Origin of the sequence: Candidatus Lernaella stagnicola (assembly GCA_030765525.1) — a bacterium.
Lineage (GTDB): Bacteria > Lernaellota > Lernaellaia > Lernaellales > Lernaellaceae > Lernaella > Lernaella stagnicola.
In genome coordinates, this window is record JAVCCK010000027.1 from 208,353 (window position 1) to 231,189 (window position 22,837).

At 61.3% G+C, this 22,837-nt stretch carries 19 protein-coding genes; 6 read left to right on the forward strand and 13 right to left on the reverse strand.

Annotated elements, in window-relative coordinates; all coding sequences use genetic code 11:
* The first annotated feature begins 29 nt into the window (after positions 1 to 29).
* Positions 30 to 911 carry a UbiA family prenyltransferase gene (locus tag P9L99_12655; GenBank protein MDP8224205.1) on the forward strand — a complete coding sequence of 294 codons (882 nt, stop codon included), beginning with the start codon at positions 30 to 32 and terminating at the stop codon, positions 909 to 911.
* Here the strand turns inward: P9L99_12655 and P9L99_12660 are convergent.
* From P9L99_12660 to P9L99_12670, 3 genes are all read right to left on the reverse strand, one after another.
* Positions 878 to 1,681: a carotenoid biosynthesis protein gene (locus P9L99_12660; GenBank protein MDP8224206.1), complete on the reverse strand. Its 804-nt coding sequence runs from the start codon at positions 1,679 to 1,681 to the stop codon at positions 878 to 880. The genes P9L99_12655 and P9L99_12660 overlap by 34 nt on opposite strands.
* Positions 1,682 to 1,750: 69 nt before the next feature.
* Positions 1,751 to 2,818, reverse strand: a complete 1,068-nt coding sequence (locus P9L99_12665; protein ID MDP8224207.1) for a tyrosine-type recombinase/integrase — start codon at positions 2,816 to 2,818, stop codon at positions 1,751 to 1,753.
* Between the two features lie 588 nt (positions 2,819 to 3,406).
* Positions 3,407 to 5,689, reverse strand: coding sequence for an NADP-dependent malic enzyme (locus tag P9L99_12670; GenBank protein ID MDP8224208.1), 2,283 nt, complete (start codon positions 5,687 to 5,689; stop codon positions 3,407 to 3,409).
* Between the two features lie 179 nt (positions 5,690 to 5,868).
* Here P9L99_12670 and P9L99_12675 point away from each other — a divergent pair, with 179 nt between their 5' ends.
* Positions 5,869 to 6,063 carry a hypothetical protein gene (locus tag P9L99_12675; protein MDP8224209.1) on the forward strand — a complete coding sequence of 65 codons (195 nt, stop codon included), beginning with the start codon at positions 5,869 to 5,871 and terminating at the stop codon, positions 6,061 to 6,063.
* Between the two features lie 104 nt (positions 6,064 to 6,167).
* On the opposite strand, the gene P9L99_12680 is transcribed toward P9L99_12675, so the two are convergent.
* A complete protein-coding gene (locus P9L99_12680; GenBank protein ID MDP8224210.1) occupies positions 6,168 to 7,358 on the reverse strand; it encodes a trypsin-like serine protease in 1,191 nt (396 codons plus the stop codon).
* Positions 7,359 to 7,723: 365 nt separating this feature from the next.
* Between P9L99_12680 and P9L99_12685 the strand changes: the two genes are divergently transcribed.
* The gene (locus tag P9L99_12685; protein MDP8224211.1) at positions 7,724 to 8,713 is read left to right on the forward strand and encodes an endonuclease/exonuclease/phosphatase family protein; all 990 of its coding nucleotides are present in this window, start codon (positions 7,724 to 7,726) and stop codon (positions 8,711 to 8,713) included.
* Positions 8,714 to 8,790: 77 nt separating this feature from the next.
* On the opposite strand, the gene P9L99_12690 is transcribed toward P9L99_12685, so the two are convergent.
* The 9 genes from P9L99_12690 to P9L99_12730 form a co-directional block, all read right to left on the reverse strand.
* Complete coding sequence (locus P9L99_12690; protein ID MDP8224212.1) at positions 8,791 to 10,962, reverse strand: hypothetical protein; 2,172 nt, start codon at positions 10,960 to 10,962, stop codon at positions 8,791 to 8,793.
* 87 nt (positions 10,963 to 11,049) lie between these two features.
* Positions 11,050 to 11,805 carry an SH3 domain-containing protein gene (locus tag P9L99_12695; GenBank protein MDP8224213.1) on the reverse strand — a complete coding sequence of 252 codons (756 nt, stop codon included), beginning with the start codon at positions 11,803 to 11,805 and terminating at the stop codon, positions 11,050 to 11,052.
* Complete coding sequence (locus P9L99_12700; GenBank protein ID MDP8224214.1) at positions 11,802 to 13,628, reverse strand: BatD family protein; 1,827 nt, start codon at positions 13,626 to 13,628, stop codon at positions 11,802 to 11,804. The genes P9L99_12695 and P9L99_12700 overlap by 4 nt, the downstream gene beginning before the upstream one ends.
* Positions 13,603 to 14,376, reverse strand: coding sequence for a tetratricopeptide repeat protein (locus tag P9L99_12705; GenBank protein MDP8224215.1), 774 nt, complete (start codon positions 14,374 to 14,376; stop codon positions 13,603 to 13,605). Before P9L99_12705 ends, P9L99_12700 begins: the two co-directional genes overlap by 26 nt.
* Positions 14,373 to 15,377, reverse strand: coding sequence for a VWA domain-containing protein (locus P9L99_12710; GenBank protein ID MDP8224216.1), 1,005 nt, complete (start codon positions 15,375 to 15,377; stop codon positions 14,373 to 14,375). The genes P9L99_12705 and P9L99_12710 overlap by 4 nt, the downstream gene beginning before the upstream one ends.
* The gene (locus tag P9L99_12715; GenBank protein MDP8224217.1) at positions 15,378 to 16,346 is read right to left on the reverse strand and encodes a VWA domain-containing protein; all 969 of its coding nucleotides are present in this window, start codon (positions 16,344 to 16,346) and stop codon (positions 15,378 to 15,380) included.
* A complete protein-coding gene (locus P9L99_12720; GenBank protein MDP8224218.1) occupies positions 16,343 to 17,296 on the reverse strand; it encodes a hypothetical protein in 954 nt (317 codons plus the stop codon). The genes P9L99_12715 and P9L99_12720 overlap by 4 nt, the downstream gene beginning before the upstream one ends.
* A complete protein-coding gene (locus P9L99_12725) occupies positions 17,293 to 18,171 on the reverse strand; it encodes a DUF58 domain-containing protein (protein ID MDP8224219.1) in 879 nt (292 codons plus the stop codon). The genes P9L99_12720 and P9L99_12725 overlap by 4 nt, the downstream gene beginning before the upstream one ends.
* 22 nt (positions 18,172 to 18,193) lie before the next feature.
* Complete coding sequence (locus P9L99_12730; protein ID MDP8224220.1) at positions 18,194 to 19,189, reverse strand: AAA family ATPase; 996 nt, start codon at positions 19,187 to 19,189, stop codon at positions 18,194 to 18,196.
* A gap of 230 nt (positions 19,190 to 19,419) precedes the next feature.
* On the opposite strand from P9L99_12730, the gene P9L99_12735 reads away from it, so the two are divergent.
* The 3 genes from P9L99_12735 to P9L99_12745 are packed head-to-tail and all read left to right on the forward strand — an operon-like array spanning position 19,420 to position 22,827.
* Positions 19,420 to 20,481, forward strand: a complete 1,062-nt coding sequence (locus P9L99_12735) for a radical SAM protein (protein MDP8224221.1) — start codon at positions 19,420 to 19,422, stop codon at positions 20,479 to 20,481.
* Position 20,482: 1 nt separating this feature from the next.
* Positions 20,483 to 21,508 (forward strand): radical SAM protein, encoded by a 1,026-nt coding sequence (locus P9L99_12740; GenBank protein ID MDP8224222.1) that lies wholly within the window; start codon positions 20,483 to 20,485, stop codon positions 21,506 to 21,508.
* A complete protein-coding gene (locus tag P9L99_12745) occupies positions 21,508 to 22,827 on the forward strand; it encodes a radical SAM protein (protein ID MDP8224223.1) in 1,320 nt (439 codons plus the stop codon). Before P9L99_12740 ends, P9L99_12745 begins: the two co-directional genes overlap by 1 nt.
* The last annotated feature ends 10 nt before the right edge of the window (positions 22,828 to 22,837 follow it).

The window sequence follows — 22,837 nt, forward strand, 5'->3', positions numbered from 1 at the left end:
TCGCGCCGAGTTGGAGCGAAGGGGGCCGCGTGAACCGCGTTGTGATTATTCTGCGCTTTCACATCATCATGATCGGCATCATGGGTGCGCTGGTGTTCGGCTGGTTGTTGACCGGCCACTACCTGCTTGGCGCGGCGCTGCTGGGCGGGGTCGATTGGTTGTTGGTCAACCTGCTCAACCGGGTCAGCGACACCGAGGAAGACCGCATCAACCGCATCCCCGGCGCGGACGGTATGGCCGAGGCTTGGTGGCCGTTTGCGGTGTATGCGGCGGTATTCGCCGCTTCCCTGGTGGTGACGGTGATGTGGTTCCCGGCGTTGATTGTTTGGCGCCTTTTCATGCAGACCACGGGCTTCGTTTATAACTTCAAACTCGTGCCCGCGCCCGGCGGTTTCAAGCGCCTGAAAGAGGTTTACTTCTTGAAGAACCTCATGTCCGGGCTCGGCTTTGTCACAACCTGTTTCTTTTACCCGCTGGCCGTCACGGGGTATCAACCGGCGCTTGGTTGGGGCGCCGTCGTGGCGCTCATCTTCTACTTTTTGCCCTTCGAGTTGACCTACGAAATTCTTTACGACCTGCGCGACGTTGAGGGCGACCGTGTCCGCGGTGTGCCCACGTACCCTGTCGTGCACGGGCCGGAAGTCACCCACCGGATTATCTTTGGGTTGCTGGCCGCCTCGGTGGCCTGGCTGGCCATGTCGTTTTTCACCGGGCTGGTCGGCGCGCGGGAATTCCTTCTGGCGGGCGGGCCGGTTGTGCAGTTGCTCGTCATGCGGCCGATGCTGCGTCGCGGCCCGTCGATACGGGATTGCATCTTCATCACGAATTTGGGGTGGGGATTGCTGGCCTTCTTTTTGTTGGGAACCTGGGCGTGGCTTCAAATGGGCTTACCGGCCAATATCTTTCTCTGAAATTGAGTAACCAGCGCATAAGGGATCGACGTCATGGCGATGTGCCGCCAAACCGGCCAGCCGCCTTCGTTGGCCAACAGCACCATGCCGACGAATATGCCCGCGGCGATCAAGCGCGGCAGCGCCAGGTCCATGCCCATCCGTTGTCGCCCGCGGACCCGCAGCGCGACCACCGCCAGCGCGACGGTAACTCCGGCAAACAACCAAAACCAATCGCCGCGCAAGGTCCACTTCAAAAGAAGCCACCACGAGCCGATCAGCAGCCCGTGCAGCAACACCGGCGCCGCGCCTACGATCGCCCAACGCCACAAGCCGCGCAGCTTCGCCAGTAGCGCCGTCACGATCCCGGCGAACAGCGCCCAGCCCACGACGCCGGCCAGCGGCACGCCGAGCATGCCCGGTTCGGCCCACGACCACAGACCAGTGTTGACGGCCGCCACTTCCACCATCGCCGCGTCGAAAAACACGACGACCGCGACGATCACCGGCAGCCATCTCGCGCGCTCGGGAAACAGGGCCCGCCCGACGGCGCGCGCCGACAAGATTACCAGCGGCCAGATCAGCGGGATCATCACGGGCACTTCGCCCACCGACAACCACCACTGCGGATTGTAGTGATAGAAATCATAGAAGGCGATCGAACCGGCCTCGCCCAACCATGCGGCGAGGAAAATCATCGGCGAGACGTGCAACACGTCGTGGTCCACGCGATACAGCAACCAATAAGCAACGGGAAGAAAAACCAGGCAGACCAATTGAAAGACAACCAAAGCGATTCCCCACAAATCGAAAGGGTTCGGGTCTGACGACCACGAACCCCCTGTTACCGAGTTTCTTTCTTACGCGTCTGAGACGTGCGTTTCACTTTCACCGAAAGACATCGGCTGCTCGCGGTCGATTTTCCGCCGACGAATGGTTCGCCGGCGTTTCGGCGGCGCCGACTCGTCCAGGGTCTCGACGCTGAGCCGGTCTTCATCGTTGAGCACTTGCAGCACTTTGCGCTGACGTCGCGGCGCGATTTCCTGATAGATCTGCGTGGTCACGGCGCTGGAATGGCCTAGAATATGCTGCACGTCGCGGATGTTCTTGCCGTTGTTGAGCAGCATCGTGGCCATCGTGTGGCGCAAGGCATGCGGCGTTAGGCGACGACGGATCCCGGCCGCCTTGCGAATACGTTCAAAGAGGTTTTCGATCGCGAAAATCGACAGCCGGCCACCGAAACGATTCAGGAACAGGGCGACGGTGTCGCTTTGCCGATTGCGGCGAATCCGCAGATAGTCGCGGAGCGCGTCAACGGTCGCGTTGTTACCCAACACCAGAGTGCGATCGCGATGCCCCTTGCCGCAGATGTGCACGGTGCGACTTTCCAGGTCGGCGCTTTCCAGATCCAACTCGGATAGTTCGCCGATACGCATCGCAGAGGCGAATAGCAGTTCGATGATGGCGCGATCGCGAATCGCGTTTTCGTAGTGGAGTTTCAACTTCCGGCCGCATCCCGGACGCAACTGCGCTTCCAGGCGCTGCACATCCTCGCGGAGGAAATCCAGGAGCCGGATCATGTCTTGCGCGTTGAGAATCTTCGGCGTGCTTTTGGTCATCTTGTATTTGCTGTCGATCCCGTTGATCGGTGTGGCGCTAAGCACGCCCCGGTCGTTGAAGTAGCGAAAAAGCGCTTTTAGCGTCATGATTTTTCGCCGAATTGTCGAGTTCTTAAGTTTTTGCTCGGCATCCAGATAGTGAAGATACCGTTCGACATCCGCCTCGGCAATATCCGCCAGGCTTTTGTCCTGCATGAAGTCGCTAAACTGGCCCAGGTCATAGGCGTAGGCGCGACTGGTTTTTTCCGAAAGACGGATTTCCTCTCGGCAAGCTGTGAGAAATTGCTCAACTGCGGCGTGAAGTTTCATCGTTTTCCCCCAAAACCGGGCTTTTTGGCGACTTTGCGAAAAATCAAAACCCGGCACGTTTCCGGCAAGGGCCTCTGTGCGACGCTTTTGGATGCAACAACACATCACTCCCTTGCGCTGTCCCCGTTGTTTTTTGTCTGGAGACGCCCAAATTCTGGTGTGCGACGCCGAGGCGACACACGATGTTCACTCTGGGAAACTCATCTCGCGTCACTCCAATTGACTGCGCGACCTATGCCATTTTTCCGGCCAGCCAACGCCGATTTGGCCGGTTTCTCAAGAAGACCTTTTTTTCTGTTTGTCGAACGCGTGTTATTTGCGTCCGGCGGAGTCCATTCCGCTTTTGATCTTCCATCTGCCTACAGACTTTTAGTTTGTGCGAAGGCCGTTGTCAAGCGATTCCGGTATTATTACCATGTCAAAATAATATGGACTATCTTCGGACACTAATTATTATTGTTTGAGATATCGCGTGTTTAGTTTTTACATTAGTTAGCGCTATCGTGACCTCGACCGAGTCGCTCCCACCGGGATATCAATTTCCGAACCCGGTGTTTCGACCGCTCAATGACAAGGCGTGCCGTAATTTCAATCCTTTACAACGCCCAAATCTTTACGGCCGCTGGCCTGACATACGGTGACGGCAGTTAGATTAACGATCGTATCCGGGTCGCTGCCACGCTGCAGTACGTTGAACGCGCCTTCAATTCCGGTCAATAGAGGCCCGACGGCCACCGCGCCCCCCAGTTCGCGCAAAAGCTTGTAGGCCGCGTTGCCGCTCATCAAATCCGGGAACACCAGCACGTTCGCTTCGCGCGTGAGCGACGCTTGCGGCCAACTCTCGTGCAGCAGATCGTAGTTGACCGCGACATCGGCCTGCATCTCGCCCTCCGCTTCCAAATCCGGGCGGCGCGCTTTGACGATCTCGGCCGCGCGGCTCGTCTTCTCGCTGATCGAATTGTCCCGCACGCTGCCGAAATTGCTGTAAGCCAGTATCGCCACGCGCGGCGCGACGCCGAAGAACATCGCCTTGTCCGCCGCCTGCATCGCGATATCCGCCAGTTGCTCGGCGGTCGGATCGCGATTGATCGTACAATCGGCCAAAAAGACGACCCGGTTCTTGAACAGCATCATGTACACGCCCGCCACGACTTTCGCCTCCGCCTCGCGGCCCATCACCTGCAGGACCGGACGGATCGCATCGGCATAGCCGCGCGTCACGCCGCCGACCAGGCCGTCGACCTCGCCGTTGAGCAGCATCAGCGCTCCCAGATACATGCGGTTCGTGCGAATCAACCGCTCGGCTTTCAAGTGCGTCATGCCCTTGCGCCAACGCAACTGGAACAGCATGTCGATGTACTTTTCTCGCTGCGGTAGGGTTCTGGTATCGACGATCTCGCAACCGGACAAATTCACGTTCAACTCGTCCGCGGCGCGGCGAATCTTCACTTCGTTGCCCAAAAGAACGGGCGTGGCGAGTTTTTCGTCGACGACATGGTTCACCGCGCGCAAAATCGCCGGCGTGTCGCCTTCGGGATACACGATGCGTTTCCGCTCGCGCTTGGCGATATTCACGATGTTGCGCATGATGAAATTCGCCGGTCCCAACAAACGCTCGAGCCGATCGCGGTACCCCTCCAAATCGAAATCGTCAATGCGCGCCACGCCGCTTTCGATCGCCGCCTTGGCCACCGCCGGCGCCACCCACAGCAGTACCCGCGGATCGAAGGGCTTGGGAATGATGTAATCCGGGCCAAAGGAGAACTGCTCGCCGCCGTAGGCGCGCGCCACCGAATCGGGCACATCCTGCTGCGCCAATTCAGCCAGCGCAAACGCGGCGGCCACCATCATTTCGTTGTTGATCTTGCGCGCCTGCACGTCGAGGGCGCCGCGAAAAATGAAGGGGAACCCGAGCACGTTGTTGACCTGGTTCGGAAAATCCGAGCGCCCCGTGGCGATGATGGCATCCGGTCGCGCGGCCTTCGCATCGGGCGGTGAAATTTCCGGATCCGGGTTCGCCATGGCGAAAATAATCGGGCGGGCGGCCATCAATTGAATCATTTCGCCCGTCAACAAATTTCCGACCGAAACGCCGATAAACACGTCCGCGCCGCGCAGTGCTTCGCTAAGCGTTCGCGCATCAGTATTCGCAGCCCACTTGTCCTTGTATTCGTTCATGCCCTCTTTGCGGCCCTGATAGATAACGCCGCGGCTGTCGCAGAAAATGACGTTGCGGCGATCGGCGCCCATCGTGACCAACAGGTCCGCGCAGGCCAAACCCGCCGCGCCCGCGCCGTTGAAGACCAAGTTGATTTCGCCCAGCGTACGGTCGGTGACTTTGCAGGCGTTGATCAGCGCCGCCGCGGCGATGATGGCCGTGCCGTGCTGGTCGTCGTGAAAGACCGGGATGTCCATCATCTCCTGCAAGCGCTTTTCGATGATGAAACAATCAGGCGCCTTGATATCCTCCAGATTGATGCCGCCGAAAGTCGGCTCCAGCAACTTGACGGTACGTATGATGTCTTCGGGATCGACGGTGTCCAGTTCGAGATCGAACACGTCGATGTCGGCGAATCGCTTGAAGAGCACGCCCTTGCCTTCCATCACCGGCTTGGCCGCTTTCGGGCCGATGTTGCCCAAGCCCAACACCGCGGTGCCGTTGCTCACGACTGCCACGAGGTTGCCTCGCGCCGTATATTTGAAAACGTCGTCGGGATTGCGATGAATCTCGCGGCAAGGTTCGGCCACGCCGGGGGTATACGCCAATGAAAGCTGCTTGCTGGTTTGGCAGGGTTTTGAGGAAACGACCTCGATTTTGCCCGGGCGCCCGGAAGAGTGGTACTCCAGAGCTTCCTTTTTTGCATCTGACATGGAAATTCTCCTCACCGAAGACAAAACATGTGACGATGTTTAAATTAGAGACGAATGCGGTAAATGCAACCGGATTGCCGCGTTTTCCGGCGGTTTCGGCCCGCCAACGGCACAGTAGGCCGGAACCTTGGGCAGCGTTGTAGTGTCTACCCTATTGGGGCCCCGGGCAGGAGGTAATCATGTCCGCTGTTATCGACCTAACACGCCAAGCCAACGACGACTTCCAACTCGAAAGACTGTACCGGCGACAAACGCGCTTGATCAAAAAGCTCGGCATTGTCATCCCACCGGAGCAGGAACTCTTTCTGGACGATGCGCCGCTGGAAGTCAAAGTGCAGTTTTTCTCGTGGCTCATTCACGAAGCGACGTCCTGAGCCGCCCAGAGCCTTAACGCCGGCGACCGCCGAATTGCGGCAGCCGGTAGCCGCCGCGTTTCCTTTTCTCGAAACTGCAAAAAAGTGCGTGCTTCGCTCGTTGTTCAGATTCCGCAGAGGTCGTCGTCTTCTTCTTCGTCGTCGTCGTCGTCATCGTCGTGGTGATCATCGTCGTCGGGAAAATTGTCGTCGTCGGGGAAGAAGGTATCGTCGTCACCGGCCGAAGCCCCACAGTCGTAGGAGTCCCACGAGCAACTGTCATAACAATCACAATACCCGTTATTCGCCAAATTGCAGGGGTCATCAGTCTGGCAACAAAAGTCCCCGCAGTTGCTCGAACTAAGACCTAAACACCAATCGTTGTAGAAGTCGGCCGGCGGTGTTGAGCTCTCATCAAACGCATCGAGCAGCGCATCGACGAGGTCGTTGGTGTATTGCACCCCGCAGCCACGAGAATATTTACCCGGGACCGCGCCGGAGCCGACGGCGACTTTGTATCGCTCGCCTTTCGAGTAATAAACCCAGACGGGACCGCCCGACATGCCTTTGTAGACTTCCGTGTAGTAGAAAATCATTCCGCCGCCGCACTCATAACATTCGCCGGAGTCAAAATACATGCAATCGCCGGCGAAAGGGCTGCCGGGGTAGCCCGCGAGATTCATCGTCGTGCCCTCGTACCAACCACAGCTATCTTCGCCCTGCATGCCCATATATCCCGTCGAAATTCCCTTTTGTCGATCGAGGACGATATACCCCCAATCGTGTTCATTGGTTTCATCGTACGGAGGATCTTCATACCACTTCGAGGAAACCGACATACCGGTGGCCCAACTATGTCCGAACGGATGATCGTTGCGATCCTGTCCGCAAATCGCCTCCACGCCGGCGACCCAACCGCCGAATTCCAAATTGTAGAGACAATGTGCCGCGGTGATGATATGGAACTCATCCGCCATCGCCCCGGAACAAAACGCCGTGCTGCCGTCGGACAACAACAAGGCCAGATGACATACGGTCGACCATGGGTAGCTCGACGTGTTGGTTACTTGTTCGAGGCCTTTGCCCTCGCCCCATGAAACCTCGATGTCATCGGGGATGTATTCCGCGAGGCTCGCGGTCGACTCTACGGTGTCGTCCCCGATTTCATGAAACCATTCGACACCATCCTGATAGCTGACAACCGAAATGCCCGCCCACGCCATATTCTCAAGCTGGAGAACCGCCGGAACTCCATATGAAAGCAAACAAAACGAAATCATCGCCACAACGAACAACGTCGGTTTTCTCCACGACATATGTTTACCCTCCAATTATTGACGTCTACAAAAGTACAATCCACTCATCCATCGGTTACGGAGACACTGAGGCCGGTCCGTTTGCTCTTCGCTGAAAAATTATCTTAGTTGTGAGTCGTGTAGTTTACGCTTTGAAATTATCAACATCAAGTTTTCGATTCAACCACGGTCCTGAATTGCGAAAAAAGTTTCGTCCCGCGTTCATCGACAACTTCAAGAGTGTCGAGGCGGCGGAATCGTAGCCGTATTTTCGAACCTGCCAAGGATCACGAGACCACTCGTATCCCGTTGACCTGATGTAGGTATCGTGTATTTATTGAATCAACAACTGGGCCGCCCGGAATTGTTTACGTAAGGAGATTCTAATGCGTGATCGTACTTTTCCTTTCCTGTTAATCCTTGTGATGGCGCTTTTTTTCATGCTTTCCTGCGGCAACGGAGACGATGACGACAACGATGCTGACGCCGCTGATGACGACGACGACGATAACGACGACGACGATAATGACGACGACGACAATGACGACGACAATGACGACGACAACGATGACGACGACGACACGGCGCCGCCGGGTCCTCTAGCCCTAACCGTTATGACCTACAACATCTTGTTCGACTTCCCGAATCCCGAGTACGACAACTGGGGGATACGCAAGGAGCAAATCGCCGAAATTATCAATTTCCACGCGCCGGACCTAGTTGGCCTGCAAGAGCCTTTGCCCTGGCAAACGATGGCGCTGCACGACCTGTGCCCGGGATACGCGGAAGTTTCCATCCCTTTGGATCCCGATGCGGCTCTTTTTTATAAGGAAGACCGCTTTACGTTGCTCGATCAGGGCCATTTCTGGCTCAGCCCGCATCCCGAGCGCCCTTCTATTGGCTTCGGCAACTTCATGCCTAGATACGTTACGTGGGCCGCGCTGCATGATAACGAATCGGAGCAGGAGTTCTATTTTTTCAACACCCATTTCGACAACACCTCGCCTTTCCAGGAAACGGCGGCCCCGATGTTTCTGGACATGGTCGAAGAAATTATCGGCTCTAGCCCGGTAGTGATCACCGGTGACTTCAATTCGAAACCGGATACCGAGGCTTACGCCATATTGACCAGCGGCAATTCTCCAGGGGACTTCGCTTTGACGAATTCCTTCGACCTTGCGCCGGACTTCGATGTGCGCCTCGCGCCGGGAGACGAACGGGAATACGACCCGGACCATCGCATCGATCATATCTTTGTGGCTTCGGGGGATTGGGATTGCTCGTACTGGGTGGTGGACATGACCCGCTACGGCGACCCTTGGAGAGACCCTTCGGACCACCTTGCCATGTCGGCCGATATCACCTTGGCTCAATAGAACGAGTTGACCGAAAAGGCCGGTGCGCTCCTTGGCGTGCCGGTCTTTCGTTTATGAGTCGACTTCTTCTGCAAAAATCACGGGCACGGCGCGTTTTCGTCGGTGAGACCTTGGGCGACAGTCGCAATGCCGTCGTTGATGTAGGTTTCGAAGAAGCACTTCACGCGGCGGCGCTGAGCCGGAAACGCCCAGGTCACGTAATGGCCGTCGCTGCCGTCGGGCGGCGCGGGATACTGCACGACCGCCGCGGTAATCGGATCGCCGTTGTAGTCCACCCGATTGCCCGTGGTGTCGGCGTCGGGCAGCAACAGCGCCCCATTTAGCTCCATGCGCCACCAGGCGTCCTCGCCCAACAGCGGCTCGATCAAATCCATGTACGCCGCCGTCCCAAACGCCGCCTGCGAGGAAAAGCCGACGTACGAGTCGGTGATTCCCTGCGCCTGAAATACGTTTTTGGGGTAAGAGCCCGGCACCGGCCGCGCAAAGTAATACGCGTTGAAACCGACCGGATCGACCAGTTCCGCCATGTGCTGCACGACGTTCAACGCCGGGCTGAATTCGTCGAGTTGCCCCATCGCCTCGCCGGGCCGCAGCTTGAGGATAATCTGAGCCACGGGCTTGGTCGGAAAGGGTAGCTGTTTGGTCAATAGGTTCAACATCACGCTGGCGCCCGCCCCGGAGAAGTAGGCCGCGCGAATGTGCGGATCCACCGACACGATCAGCGGGCCGACCGTGCTGCCCTGCGAATGGCCCATGAACAACACGGTGTCGGCATCGAAGGTCCACTCGCCCGCGCCGGGCACGGTGCCGGCCGGGATCGTCAAGTCGAGCACCTGCCGCTCCACCGCCATGAGCTCGGCGGCGGCTTGCGCGTTGTTGTCTCGGAACGATTCCGGATTCAGCGCGTTGTAGAAGCAGAAGGACTCAAAGGTCGAATCGTCGGAAATCGGGTTGCGCGGTCCGTGGTGCGGCGCGTCGATGGAAGCGGCGGCGGCGCCCCGTTCGGCCAGCCACTCGGCGACACCCTTATTGATAAAGCTCTTATAGCTGCCGCCTGAGCCGTGGCTGTACATCAATAGCGGCCACCCGCCCGGCGGCATCTCGCCTTTCGGAATCGTGACGGCCAGCCGCGTTTGCAGATCGTGATGCACGATGGGTACGCCTTCGTCGTCTAAAAAGATGCCGCCCCCGGCAAAAACGTACGGCGGCGTGCCCTGCTGGTAAATCGGGATCGTTACCTCGCCGCGCAAAAAGTAAAAGTCGTCGAATTCCTGCTCGAGGACCAGGCTCCCCGGGTCGATGCCGGGCAAGTCGTAGCTATAGGCATGGTCGCGCAACGCCAGCATGCGCCGCAGCGGGTCGCCGGTCGTAAACACGGTGGCCACGGCAACCTGGTCCGGCGACATGGCCGTCGCCTCCAGGTAATCGACCAGCGGCGCAAAGACATCCTGCGCGTCGCGGTCGCCACCGGCCCCGGTCAGCAACGCCCGCAATTCGGGGTTCGGCGTCAACGGATCGCCGCCCGCGTCATGCACGTCGGTTGTGACAATCGCCGCGTAGGTAAAACCGTGCTGCATGCCAATCCCCTGCACGGGCAGCAACACGAGCAGATGCTCCGGTCCGTATACCGTCTCGGGCGCGGTGTATTTCCATCGATAGGGATATCGAGTGCCGTAGTCGGGCGCGGCGGGGTCGATGCTCACAATAAACATCGACGCTTCCGGCTCTCGCGACGCGGCGGCGTCAACCGGCAGAGTTGCCGGATCGATCCGGCCGGTGAACGAGAAAAAGACGCCCGCGTCGGCACCGAAGCCTTGGACGTCGCGTTCACCGACGAGCAGGTAATCGTTCAACACGAACGAATCGCGTGGGTTGGGGAAATCGCTGACTCGAATGGTGCCGTCTTCATAAAGTCGCAGGTCGATCGGGAACGGCAACGAATAAAACCCGTCGCTCTCGCTGGTGTCGAAGCGACCCGTTACGCCCTGTATTGGTGTCGTGTCGTCGTTATTGTTGTCGTCATTGTCATTATTGTCGTCATCGTCATCGTCGTCATTGTTATTGTCGTCGTCGTCATTGTTATCGTCGTCGTCGTCATTGTTATCGTCGTCGTCATCGTCGTCGAGCGAAGTATCGGGCGTTTGGTCATCATCGTCGGCGGGCGTTGACGAATCGCCGGCGCAACCAAGCAAACCAAGAGCGCCAAAGCCCAAAAGGACCACCAACCAAAGCGTCAGATACGGTTTCAACAAAACGGTTCACCGCCTTTCACAAGCTCCGATAGGATAATGTCTGTTGTGACAGGATTCAAAGGTTTGGGGCGATTTTTTCCCAAGCTAGGGCATGAGGCGGCGGAAACTTTCCTTTGGAATCCAACCCTGCAGGCCGGAGGCGACGCGAATCCGCGCAAAATCGGCGCGCTGATCGATCAGTTCGAATCGCAAACCCGAGTGGATGGTGAAAGCTTCCGGCGCGTCGGCGGCGGGCGCGGTGCGAACCACCGCCTCCTCGGCAATCACGACGGCGCGGCTGATGACGTGTTGATCGTAAATGCGCCAGCCGGCCAAGGGTCCGAATATCAGCAAGATGAAAACCGCCGCAATTCCCAACGCCAACAGCCACGAGCGGCGGCGCGGCAACCAAAGCATTGCCGTCACGCCGAGGATCAGCCAAGCGAAAAGCGCGATCCCAAGCGCCTCGCGAGCCGAAAACGTCAGGGCGACGCGTTGCGCGAGACGCACGAGAAAAGCGTGCTCGCCCTCGGGTAGTTCGTCGCGAAGGAACGCTTCGGCGTACCGCAGGTTGTAGCGCAAATCCTCGTCGCGCGGAGCCAGACGGAGCCCCATTTCGCAAGCCCAAACCGCCTCGCCGTGCTGCCCGGCGCGAAACGCGGCGTTGCCGAGATTCAGGAACAAGTCGGCATCGTCGGCCCCGGCAGCGAAGGCCGCCTCGTAGGCTTCCAACGCGGCGGTGAACTCGTTCTGCTCAAAGAGACGGTTGCCGCGGTTGTAGTGGTCCGCCGCCGCGTCGGCCCAAGCGGTCGCCGGGACCAGGACGAGCAGCACCGTAAGCCAACCGAGCCAACGCTTCATCGTTCCAACTCCCCGGCCAGGTCGGCGATCAGCCGCCGGGCTTTGCCGAGCGCTTGCCGCCGTTGTACGGGCGCGGTGTCGATGCCGCCGAAGCGCGCGGCGTCGGTCTCATGCCACAGGGCGAGCAAGGTTTCGATATGCTCCGGCGTCACATCTCGCTCGCGCAATAATGCCTCGACCTCGAAGCGTTCCAGTCCCGGCGCGGCGACGTTGAATTTGTCCGCGACGAAGCCGAGCAACGCGCGTTGAAGTTCGGCGTAGAATGCTGCCCCCTCGCCGCTAGTGAGGCCGCGCGCCGCGGCCAGACGCGCCTTGGCTTCTTTCATCGCCCGCCGGCTGCGGTAACCGCCACGGTCGGCCCGCAACCGTCCTTGTCGAATCTGAAAGAGAATCACAAGAAAAACGAAGAGAGGCCACAGGCCGATTGCTACGTACGTGACCGGCGCGGCGACCCAAGCCGCACTTGTGCGGTCCAGGCTTTCTTTGTCACGGCGGATGTAGCGCAGGTCGCGGCCGCGCACTTCGACCGCCTCGCGCGAGATAACCGAAATACCGTTTTGCCCCGGGGTCATCGCCTGCCCGCGCACTTTGATCGATAACGGCGGCGACGCGACTTGATCGTAGGCGCCTGTTTGCGGATCGAAAAACGAAACGACGATCGGCGCGATGGTAAAGTCACCCGGCTGGTCGGCCAGGAGAATCGTCTCGAAAGTTTTGCTGCCGCTGATCGTATCGATGGAGGGCCGCAGGTCGGTCTGGTCTTTATCGCTGTAAATGCGCAGGCCCGCGGGCAGGTCGATTTTCGGCCGTTTGAGTTGGTCGATATTGCCGCGCCCCTCCACGACCATCGTGAGCGTAAACGGTTCGCCCGCGGATACCTGGTTGCGATCGAGTTCGGCCTTCATCGAAAAGCGTCCGACCAATCCGGAAAAATCGCCCGGCTTACCCTCTGCGGGCAGCGGTTTGACGCGTATCTTGACCGGGTCGGAATCGGCCGCCGCGCGCCGCGCGTTGCCAAACATCGGCAATCCGAAAAACGGGTCGCCCCCGCGGCGCCTGGAATCCAAATACCGAAATTCCACCCGCATCGTGCCCAAAGCCTGGTCGCCCACGGCGGCGGGAAAAACGGCGAAACGTTGCAGCAAGGCTCGTTGGTAATTTTGTCCGCCGATGGTCTCGGGTTCGAAATTCAGGCGGTTGGATTTCGGCAGTTCGTGGCCGGTAAAGCCGACGAATTCCGGCATCGTCGTAATGCTGAACGAGTTGGCGGTGACCTGCACGTCTTCCCGCAAATAAACGTGGTACTCCACCAAGACCAACTGGCCCACGTAGGGGTCGTTTTTCGAGACGCGCGTTTCGACGAAATACGGTTTTCCACCCTGCTGGGAAGGTCCGGCATTCGGTGTTTGCGACGGCAACGGGGTCTGCGAACGTTGTTGCCCGACGACCGTCACTTGCACGGGACGGGAACGAAGCGAGCCGCCCCGGGTTTTTGCCGCGGCGGTGATTTTGAAATTGCCCGACTTCAGGGCGCGCAGGGAAAACACATACGAACGGCTGACGCTCAACGCGCCGTTGATGAATTGCACGCTATCGCTGTGCGAAGAGGCCACGACTTCAAAACCGCCGGCGCCCAGCAGGCTCGGCCGGCCCTTGACGCCGCGATCCGCCGTAACCCGCGCCTTCACGATATCGCCGCGCACCACGGTGGTCGGTTGGATCGCAAGCGTGAGGGAGTCGGCCGCGTTCGCCCATAGCGGGGCGAGCAAGCACGCGAGGCAGACCAGCGCGAGGCCGCTACCAGTCTTTGTCCACGCCGCCATCGGTGCTCCCTTGTTGCATTTCGGCCGCCAGCATTTCCTCCTCAGCCTGTTGCAGGGCGTCGAGGATGGCGGCCGCGAGTTCGGGGTCGATCATATCCGGATCAAGCGGTTGCTGCTGTTCTTTCGGCGTCTGGGCCTGTTTGCCTTCGTCCGGCGGCTCGGGCGTCGCTTGATCCTGCTTCGCTTGTTCCTTGTCCTTCTCCGATTGACCCTGTTGCTTGTCTTCCTCGGACTGATCCTGCTCGTCCTGCTCGTCCTGTTCGTCTTGCTTGGATTGGTCGTCCGGTTGGTCCTGTTGATCCTGCTCTTGGTCTTCCTGCTCCTCGAGCTTCTTCACCGCGTACAAGAGGTTATGCTTGGCGTCTTCGTCCTCGGGGTTAAGCAACAGCGAACGCCGCAGGCTTTCAATGGCCCCGTCCCAGTTCTGCATGGCGATTTCCGCGGCGCTCCGGTTGTAGTAGGCCCGCCCGCGAAGCGCCGTGTCTTCGGTGGTCAGCGATTTGTTGTACGCCTTGATCGCACCCTCGTGATCGCCCTGCATGAAGAGGGTATTGCCCAGGTTAACCTGCAATTCGCCACGATCGGGCGCCATTTCGGCGGCTTGCTGATAGGCCGCGAGCGCCGTCTCGTAATCGCCCCCTTCGTACGCTTTGTTCCCCTGGCCGACCAACGAGGGAACCCCGGCCGCCCACGCCGGCGCGGCGGCGAGCAAAAGAATCACAAGCATGGCGGCGCACCAACGCGTCATGGGCGCACCTCCTTTTTCCGACGGCCGAGCAAGGCTTCGACCGCCAGCAGAATGATCGCGGGCAGCAGGAACCATTGGTACTGTTCTTTGGTATGCACGACGGTGCTCGATTTCAAATCGCGACCGACCAAGGCGTCGATGGCGGCGGCGACGGCGTCGATTTCCTCACCGCTGTAACTGGCCACGTGAAACGTTCCGCCGCTAACGGCCGCGAGAATCTGCAAGGGCTCCGCTTCCAGGCGGGTATAGACCATCTCGCCGCTGCGGTCGTGCTTGAATTCCTCGCCGTCTCGACCCGGCACCGGAATCGGCACGCCTTGGGTCGCGCCGACGCCCACGGTATGGACGATCATCTTCGCGGCTTCAGCCCGTCGCGCGGCTTCGTCGACACCGCCGACGTGATCCTCACCATCGGAGAACACGACCAGCACTTTCTCGTAGGTTTCGTCCTCCGTGAACAGTTGCAACGCGCCGTCGACGGCGTTGTGTAGCCCCGAACCCCCGCGCGTAACGGCCTGCGCGTCGAGGGCTTCAATCAACATCGCGGCCGCGCCGTGGTCGAACGACAACGGCCAGCGCAACGTGGAATTGCCGGCAAACGGCAGCACCGCAACGCGGTCGCCGCCGAGTCTCTCGAGTAATTTGACGGCCAGGGTTTTGGCCTGTCCGAGGCGATCGGGCACCACGTCGCGGGCAAGCATGGAGGTGGATACGTCGATGGCGACCACCACGTCGACGCCGCGGCGTTGCACTTCCTTATATTCAATTCCGAACTGAGGTCGCGCCGCCGACACGACCACGAACAGCAGGGCCGTCGCCAGCAGCACGGATTGCAGCACGGCGCGCGTTGGGTTGGCGGTGCTGAGGATGGCGCGTTGCTCCGGCGCGGGCAGCAAGGCGGCGAGTTTGCGGCGACCGTGGCGACGCAGCGCCCAGGCGGCCAGCAGATACAGCGGTACGACCACGAGCGCGAGCAGCACTTCCGGGTGCGCAAACTGCATCTATACCACCTTCCGCAGCGGTCCGCCGACCAGTAGCAGTTCCAACATCAACAACGCCACACCGGCCCACAAGAGGGGTTCGAAACGGTCGCCGTAGTGTGTGGACTTCTCCCGTTCGACCTTCGTTCTCTCGAGTTGATCGATCTCGTCGAAAATGCGCTTGAGGCTGTCGGCGTCGGTGGCGCGGTAGAACTTGCCGTTTCCTTCGCGGGCCACCTCCCGCAGCGTGTCTTCGTCGAGTTCGTCGCCGATGTAACGCTTGCCCGCCGGACCGGGGATGATCGCCTGCCCCTTGGCGCCGACCGCGACCGTGTAAATCTTGACGCCCAGCGCTTTGGCCAACCGGGCGGCGGTAATGGGGTCGATCTTCCCCGCCGTGTTATTGCCGTCAGTGACCAGCACCACCACGCGGCTTTTTCCCGGCGCGTCGCGCAGCCGGTTGGTCGCCGTAGCCACGGCCATGCCGATGGCGGTCGCCGGGCCGAGCATGCCCGGCTGGGCTTTTTGCACGAGTTGAATGACGACGCCGTGGTCGACCGTCAAGGGGCACTGGGTGATCGCCCGCGTGCCGAACAGGACCAGCCCGATGCGGTCGCCAAGACGCCCTTCGATGAAATCGGAGGTGACTTCCTTGGCCACGGTGAGGCGGTCCTTGGGCGCGAAGTCGAGCGCGCGCATGGATTCGGAAAGGTCGAGAGCGATGATGATGTCGATGCCCTCGCTGGTGATGCGCTGCGTGACTTTCTCGAGTTGCGGCCGCGCCGCCGTGACGATCAGCACCGCGATCGTGAGCACGCGGATCAATAACGGCAAACGCCGCAGCCGCTGCCGCAACGAAACCGGCAACGCCGCGAAGAAACGGCTGTCGCCGACCACAATTGTGGCTTCGCGACGCCCGTGCCAGCGCCGAATGAGCACGAGGACGGGCACAATCAGCAGAATGAGCAGCCATGGTTGCTGCAGGCTCATGCCGCCTCCCCCGTCTCGTCGGCCGCCGGCTCCGGCTGCGGTTTGGTGTCTTCCACCATCTGCCGCGCGCGGTCGCGGTCCCTTGCCCAGCGGCCCGGTTCGACGCCCACCCCGGCGAACTTGGCCAAGTCGGCGACGGTGAGTAAATCGCGAAGGAAAAGTTCGTGGCCCTGCAGATCCACGTCCCGCAATTCCTGCAAGGTCTCGGTCGTCGTCAATTCCAAAGCACGAACGTGGAACCGGCCCTCGAGGTATTCGCGGACGATATCGGTCAATTCGCTGAAGTAGGCCTTGGCGTCCTCACCGGCGAGCAGCGCGGCCAACTCCGGACCCCCTAGGCGACGCAACGCGCGTTCGTCGGCCGGCTCGATCGGCTCCGCGGGGGTCGCTTTTTGCCGGCCGCTCAGCTTGCGGTATATGGCCCGTGCCAGCAGGAAAATCAGGCCCACGAGCAACGCTCCGGCCAACGCGCCGCCAATCGCATACAGGAGAATTTTCAGCCAATCGCGCCGCACGAGTTCCTGCGGTTTGAGCGGGAGCGGCTGTTCGCCGACCAAAGGCGCGACGATATCCACCGACACCGACGGCGCTGAGTCGACAAATTCCTCGCCCGTCGGGCTGATGATTTTGATCGGCCACGCGGGCAGTTCGATGCGGCCGGAATTGAAAGCCACCAAGTCGCAGGAAAGGCGCATCTCGTAGCGTCCCGCCGCGGGTTCGGTGACGATCGGCTTGGCGCAGCCGACGATCGCAAAGGACGGATGTTTCTTTTCCGGGCGCGGCGGCGTGACGTTCCACCCGGCGGGCCATTCGGCGAACACGGTGTAGGTGAGATGGCTCGCCATTTCGACCGTGTCGGGCGAGACGTCGGCCGAGAGCGCCACGGGGTGCGCGCCCGCCGGCGACGTCCACAGGACGACGAGCAACAGCGGCAACCACCAGCGCCTCACCGCCGCCTCCGCCTGCGCAATTCAAAAAAGCGTTTGAGAGGCGGCACGGCGCCTTCGTCGGTGCGCAGGGTCAGCAGGTCGACGCCGTTACGCACGAAGAAATCATTCAAGCGTTCGCGATGCCGGGTCGCGGTGTCGGCGTATTGTTGCCGCAGGTTGTGCGCGCCGGTATCGATCCAACGGCGCTCGCCGCTTTCGGCGTCTTCGATCTCGACCAAGCCGACGTCGGGCAATTCCAGGTCGAGCGGATCGAGCACTTCGGCGGCGATCAAGTCGTGCCGCGACGCGGCGGCACGCAATTCCTTTTCATAATCGAAGGGCGCGAGGAAATCGCTGAGCAGCACGACGACGGCGCGGTGTCGCCGCACTTTGCGCACGTGCGCCAGGGCGGTGCGGATGTCGGTGCCACGCCCCTTGGTTTCGCCTTCGAGCAGATCGCGAATCACGCGCCAGACGTGGCGTGAACCCTTGCGGGGTGGCACATATTGTTCGATGCGATCGGTAAAGCGCAGCAGGCCGACCTTGTCGCCGGATTCAATGGCGGAGAAGGCGAGGATGGCCGCGGCCTCGGCGGCTAGTTCGCGTTTGCTGCGCACCGAGCCGAACAGCCCGGAGCGGCTGGCGTCGACCACGAGCATCAAGGTCAACTCGCGCTCTTCGCGGAAGATTTTCACGAAAGGCTCGCCGGTGCGGGCGGTGACGTTCCAGTCGATGTCACGGATGGGGTCGCCCGCCTGATAGGGCCGCACTTCGTCGAATTGCGAACCGCGACCGCGGAACACGCTGTGGTAAGCGCCCGAAAAGCCGGTCTCCACCTCTTTGCGCGTCGTGATGGCAACGCGGCGAATGCGGCGGATGGCGTCTTCGGTCAGCATGTCGGTTCGTTCCTTCCGGGCTTCAGGGCACTTCTACGTAATCGAACAGCGCTTGCACGAGATCTTCGGCCGTCCGCTCCTCGGCCTCGGCTTCGTAGCTGGGGATAATGCGGTGGCGCAGCACGTCGGGCCCGATGGCCTTGATGTCGTCGGGCGTAACGTAGGCGCGACTACGCAAAAACGCGTGGCAGCGGCCGCAGGCCAAAAGCGCCAGACTGGCGCGCGGGCTGGCCCCGTATTCGAACAGCGGCGCCCATTCTTCCAACCCGGGAACGCGCTCGGGATAGCGGGAGGCGAACACCAGATCCAGGATGTACTGTTCGATTTTCTCGTCCACCCGCACGCGGCGCACGATGTCGCGCACGGCCACCACGTCGTCCGGCGTGATGACTTTGTCAACTGTGGGCATGATGCCGCCGCCGACCCGGCGCATGATTTCCGCTTCCTCCTCGCGGCTGGGGTAGCCGACCTTCAGCTTGAGCAAGAAGCGGTCGCGCTGCGCCTCGGGCAGCGGATAGGTGCCCTCTTGTTCGATGGGGTTCTGCGTGGCGAACACGAGGAAGGGCCGCGGCAAAGGATGCGTCGCGTCGCCCAAGGTGACCTGGCGCTCTTCCATGGCCTCGAGCAAGGCGCTTTGCACCTTGGCGGGGGCGCGGTTGATTTCGTCCGCCAGGATGAGGTTGGCGAACAGGGGACCGAGCTTGGGCACGAAGTCGCCGGTGTCCCTCCGAAAGACCATGGTGCCGATCAGGTCGGCAGGCAACAGGTCCGGAGTGAACTGGATGCGCGCGAACTGGGCGTCGACGGTCGCGGCGAAGGTTTTCACGGCGAGGGTTTTCGCCAGGCCGGGCATACCTTCTAAGAGGATGTGCCCGTCGGCGAGAATCGCAATGAGAATCCGTTCGATCATCGCCCGTTGGCCGACGATCCGCTTGCCGACCTCGTTCAGCAATCGTTCTACGAATCCGCTCTTTTGGGCGATCTCTTGTTCGAGTTGCGCAAATTCTTCGGAAAGCATGTGCCGCTCCTTTGTTCGCCGGAAAGCAAAACGACCGTTGCCACGGTCGTCAACCATCTCATGGACATTGTAGCGCGCCTGGAAGTTCCCTGCGCACAACCGCCAGAAAAATAAGTAGAGAACGCCGGAAATACAAGGGGCTAGTGTCGCAAAAGGTATTTATTGCCGCGACGCTATCGCAACCGGGGCGCGTCCTTTTTTTGCAGCGGGCGGGGCGCTAAGATGGCGGAATGAACAGGCGCTGGGACCGGCTGCGCAAACACGCGCGCTACATCACACGTTTTCCGGGGGTCATGCCGCGGGCGGCGGGGAACTATGCGCGCCTGCTGCTGGGCCAAAAGCGCCTGCGCGGTATCGAGTTCGCGCTGACCTACGCCTGCAGCGGCCACTGCGCCCACTGCTCGACCACGAAGCTGCGGCAACCAGGCCATGAACGCCTCAGCACGGCTCAAATGTGTGACGTGGTCCGGCAATGCCGCGACCTGGGCGCGCTGAACATCAACCTGACCGGCGGCGAATGCCTCCACCTACCCGAACTGCCCGAGGTCATCGCCGCCTGCGGCCCCAAAAGCATGGTCGTGTCCGTGGCCACCAACGGCGAACCGCTTTCCCCCGAGCGCTGCGACGACATCGCCCGTTGGGGGGTGTCGATCGTGACGATCAGCCTCGACTCCGCCGACCCGCCGACGCACGATGCGGGCCGCGGCATTCCCGATCTCTTCGACCGCATCATGCAAGGCACGGACCTGCTGCGTGAGCGCGGCGTCGATGTGTTTTGGTGCACGATCTTGACGCGGGAGAATATCGCCAACGGCGACGCCGAGGCCATGTGGCGCCTGGCGATGGCGAAAAACGTCATGCTCACGGCCAACATGCCCTGCCCCGTCGGCGGCTGGCAGAAACAAGACGTGCTGCTCAACGAGGCCGAGCGGGCGTTTCATCGCGACTTGATCACCCGGCCCAACATGCGGTGGGAGGGCAGCAGCAACTACTTCCGCATGGGCTGCCCGGCGGGCATCGAGAAGCTGTACATCAGCCCCTACGGCGACGTCATGCCGTGCAACTTTATGCACGTTTCCTACGGCAACCTGCGCGAGCGGCCGCTGGCGGCGATCTGGCGCGACGTGCTGGACCGCAGTCCCTTCAACCACATTCACGAGGGCTGCATTGTCGCCGAAGACGGCGAAATTTTGCGGGAGGTCGTCGAGCCGCTGGAAGACTTCGCCACGCATCCGGTACCGGCCGCCGAGCATCCGCGACGCGACCTGATCCTGCGCGACGAGGATGACTGAGATGCACGGCCCCGACGTGATCAGCCGACACAATCTGGGCGTGCTGTGGCGCCACCGGCGGGTATTCGGTCGGCTGGCGAAAAATTACGCGCGTGTCCTGGCCGGCAACCGGCGGGTGCTGCGCGGCGTGGAGTTTTGCGTCACTTACCGGTGCCAATTGGACTGCCGCCATTGCCTGACCAAGCCGCTGATCGACCAGACGCGGCCTGAAATGACGACCGACCAGGCCGTGCGGGCTATTGCCAACCTGGCGGCGCTCGGCGCGGTGTTCATCAACGTCACCGGCGGCGAGGCGCTTCAGCGCGAGGATATCTTCGAACTGCTCGAACGCGCGGCGGCGAATCGCTCGGTGCTGATCACGCTGGCCAGCAACGGTTTGGCGCTCGACGCGGAAACGGCGGCCCGTTTACGCAAGATCGGCGTGGCGATGGTCACCATGAGTCTGGATGGCCCCGACGCCGCGACGCACGATGCAAGCCGCGGTTGCCCCGGCGCCTATGACGCCCTGCTGCAGGCCTGTGCCGCGGTGCGGGCGGAGGGTCTCGAACTGTGGCTGACGACGATCCTCACCGCGCAAAACACGGCCGACGGCTCGATTTTCCGCATTGCCGAGCTGGCGCGCGAACTCGGCGCAACGCTGACGGTCAACTTCGCCTACGCGGTCGGCAACTGGCGCGACCAAGAAGCGGCCATCGGCGCGGCGGAGGAGAAAACGTTTCGCGAGTTACTCAAAATGCCCCACGTGCGGTGGGAGGGCAGCAGCAATTATCTGCACCAAAGTTGTCCGGCGGGCACCGAGAAGCTCTACGTAACGCCTTACGGTGAGGTCATGCCCTGCGCGACGATTCAGCGTTCGTTCGGCAACCTGCTCACCGAGCCGATCGCGGACATCTGGCGGCGGATGGGCAAGGTGGAGTGGTTTCGCGGCCACGTCAAACCATGCCTGGTGGCGCAGGATCCCGAATTCATTGCGCGGGAAATGCCGACCATTCAGAGCGACCCCGGGCGACCGTGGAGTGACGACTGATGCGCGTGTTGCTGTGCAATCCCCCGGCGCCGCGACCGACCATGCGCGATTATTACTGCTCGTCCACCAGCAAAGCCGCCTACGTCTGGCACCCCATCGACTTGTTGGTTCAAGGCGCGTGGCTCAAGGATCGCCACACGTTGATCTGGCGCGATTTCGCGGTCACGCCCGCCACGCGCGAAGAGGCTTGGGAGATCGTGCGCCGGGATCGGCCGGACGCGATCCTCGGCCTGGTCGGCGCGGCGGCCCGGGATGATTTCGGCTTTTGGCGACGGGCGCAAGAGGAAAGCGGCGCGTCGCTTTTCGTGTCGGGTGATCTGGCTCGTTTCGCGCCCTTGGATACGTTGGCGAAGCACGATTTCGTGGCGGGCGTCGTGTCGGATTTCACGCTGCCCGGCGTGCGCGACATGCTGCAAGGCAAAGCGACAACGCCCGGCTTGTGGTGCCGCAACGCCTCGGCCCCCGAAGCGCCGACCGGTGATTTTGCGTATCCTCCGCCGCCCCACGATTTGGTGTGGGCGTTACCCTATCGGCATCCCTTTCTCCCGGACGGCTTCGCCACGATCATGACCGACCACGGCTGCGTGCACCGCTGCCGGTACTGCAACAGCGGCGCGGTGGGTTGGCGCGGGCGGGCCTTGGACAATCTCGAGGCGGAGCTTCACCTCCTGGCTCGCCGGCGGCGGCGCAACCTGTTCATCAAAGACATGACCTTCAATGCCGACACCAAGCGCACCCTGGCGATTCTCGACCTGCTGGCACGCACGGGTCCGTGGCGATTCGCGTGCTACGTGCGGCCCGATCGCGTTTCGGACGAGCTGGCCGCGGCGCTGCGACGGGCCGGTTGCGTGATGGCGATGGTTGGGCTGGAAAGCGGCGATGACAACGTACTGCGCAGCGTCCGGCCGGGCGCGACGGTCGCGGCGGCCAGCGCCGGGGTACGTCGCCTGCACGCGGCGAAGGTGCCGGTGGGCGGACATTTTCTGCTCGGGCTGCCCGGTGAGTCCGGCGCGGAAACGGACAAGACGATCGCGTGGGCGTGCCGCTTGCCGCTGGCGTATGCGAGTTTCAATTTGGCGGCCCCGCGGCCGGGCACGCCGCTGGACGGAGGGGATACGGGGGTGGCGGACGGGTCGTCGCCGGGGACGCTGTTGTTGGCTGATCGCTTGAGTCGCGGGGAATTGCTTGCCAAGCGCGACGCGGCGGTGCGCGCTTTTTACGGGCGTCCGGGTTATCTGGCGCGCCGGTTGGCCGCGGCGCTGCGCACCGGTCGGTTGCGGCGTGAACTGCGACACGGGTGGTTTCTATGGCGCGGCTGAGGTCTCCGCG

Coding starts and splice junctions, on each gene's coding strand:
- P9L99_12710 (MDP8224216.1), bottom strand. CDS start 15,377: ATGCAGTTTGCGCACCCGGAAGTGCTGCTCGCGCTCGTGGTCGTACCG.
- P9L99_12680 (MDP8224210.1), bottom strand. CDS start 7,358: ATGTCGTGGAGAAAACCGACGTTGTTCGTTGTGGCGATGATTTCGTTT.
- P9L99_12685 (MDP8224211.1), top strand. CDS start 7,724: ATGCGTGATCGTACTTTTCCTTTCCTGTTAATCCTTGTGATGGCGCTT.
- P9L99_12700 (MDP8224214.1), bottom strand. CDS start 13,628: ATGGCGGCGTGGACAAAGACTGGTAGCGGCCTCGCGCTGGTCTGCCTC.
- P9L99_12735 (MDP8224221.1), top strand. CDS start 19,420: ATGAACAGGCGCTGGGACCGGCTGCGCAAACACGCGCGCTACATCACA.
- P9L99_12725 (MDP8224219.1), bottom strand. CDS start 18,171: ATGCTGACCGAAGACGCCATCCGCCGCATTCGCCGCGTTGCCATCACG.
- P9L99_12670 (MDP8224208.1), bottom strand. CDS start 5,689: ATGTCAGATGCAAAAAAGGAAGCTCTGGAGTACCACTCTTCCGGGCGC.
- P9L99_12665 (MDP8224207.1), bottom strand. CDS start 2,818: ATGAAACTTCACGCCGCAGTTGAGCAATTTCTCACAGCTTGCCGAGAG.
- P9L99_12715 (MDP8224217.1), bottom strand. CDS start 16,346: ATGAGCCTGCAGCAACCATGGCTGCTCATTCTGCTGATTGTGCCCGTC.
- P9L99_12695 (MDP8224213.1), bottom strand. CDS start 11,805: ATGAAGCGTTGGCTCGGTTGGCTTACGGTGCTGCTCGTCCTGGTCCCG.
- P9L99_12745 (MDP8224223.1), top strand. CDS start 21,508: ATGCGCGTGTTGCTGTGCAATCCCCCGGCGCCGCGACCGACCATGCGC.
- P9L99_12740 (MDP8224222.1), top strand. CDS start 20,483: ATGCACGGCCCCGACGTGATCAGCCGACACAATCTGGGCGTGCTGTGG.
- P9L99_12730 (MDP8224220.1), bottom strand. CDS start 19,189: ATGCTTTCCGAAGAATTTGCGCAACTCGAACAAGAGATCGCCCAAAAG.
- P9L99_12705 (MDP8224215.1), bottom strand. CDS start 14,376: ATGACGCGTTGGTGCGCCGCCATGCTTGTGATTCTTTTGCTCGCCGCC.
- P9L99_12675 (MDP8224209.1), top strand. CDS start 5,869: ATGTCCGCTGTTATCGACCTAACACGCCAAGCCAACGACGACTTCCAA.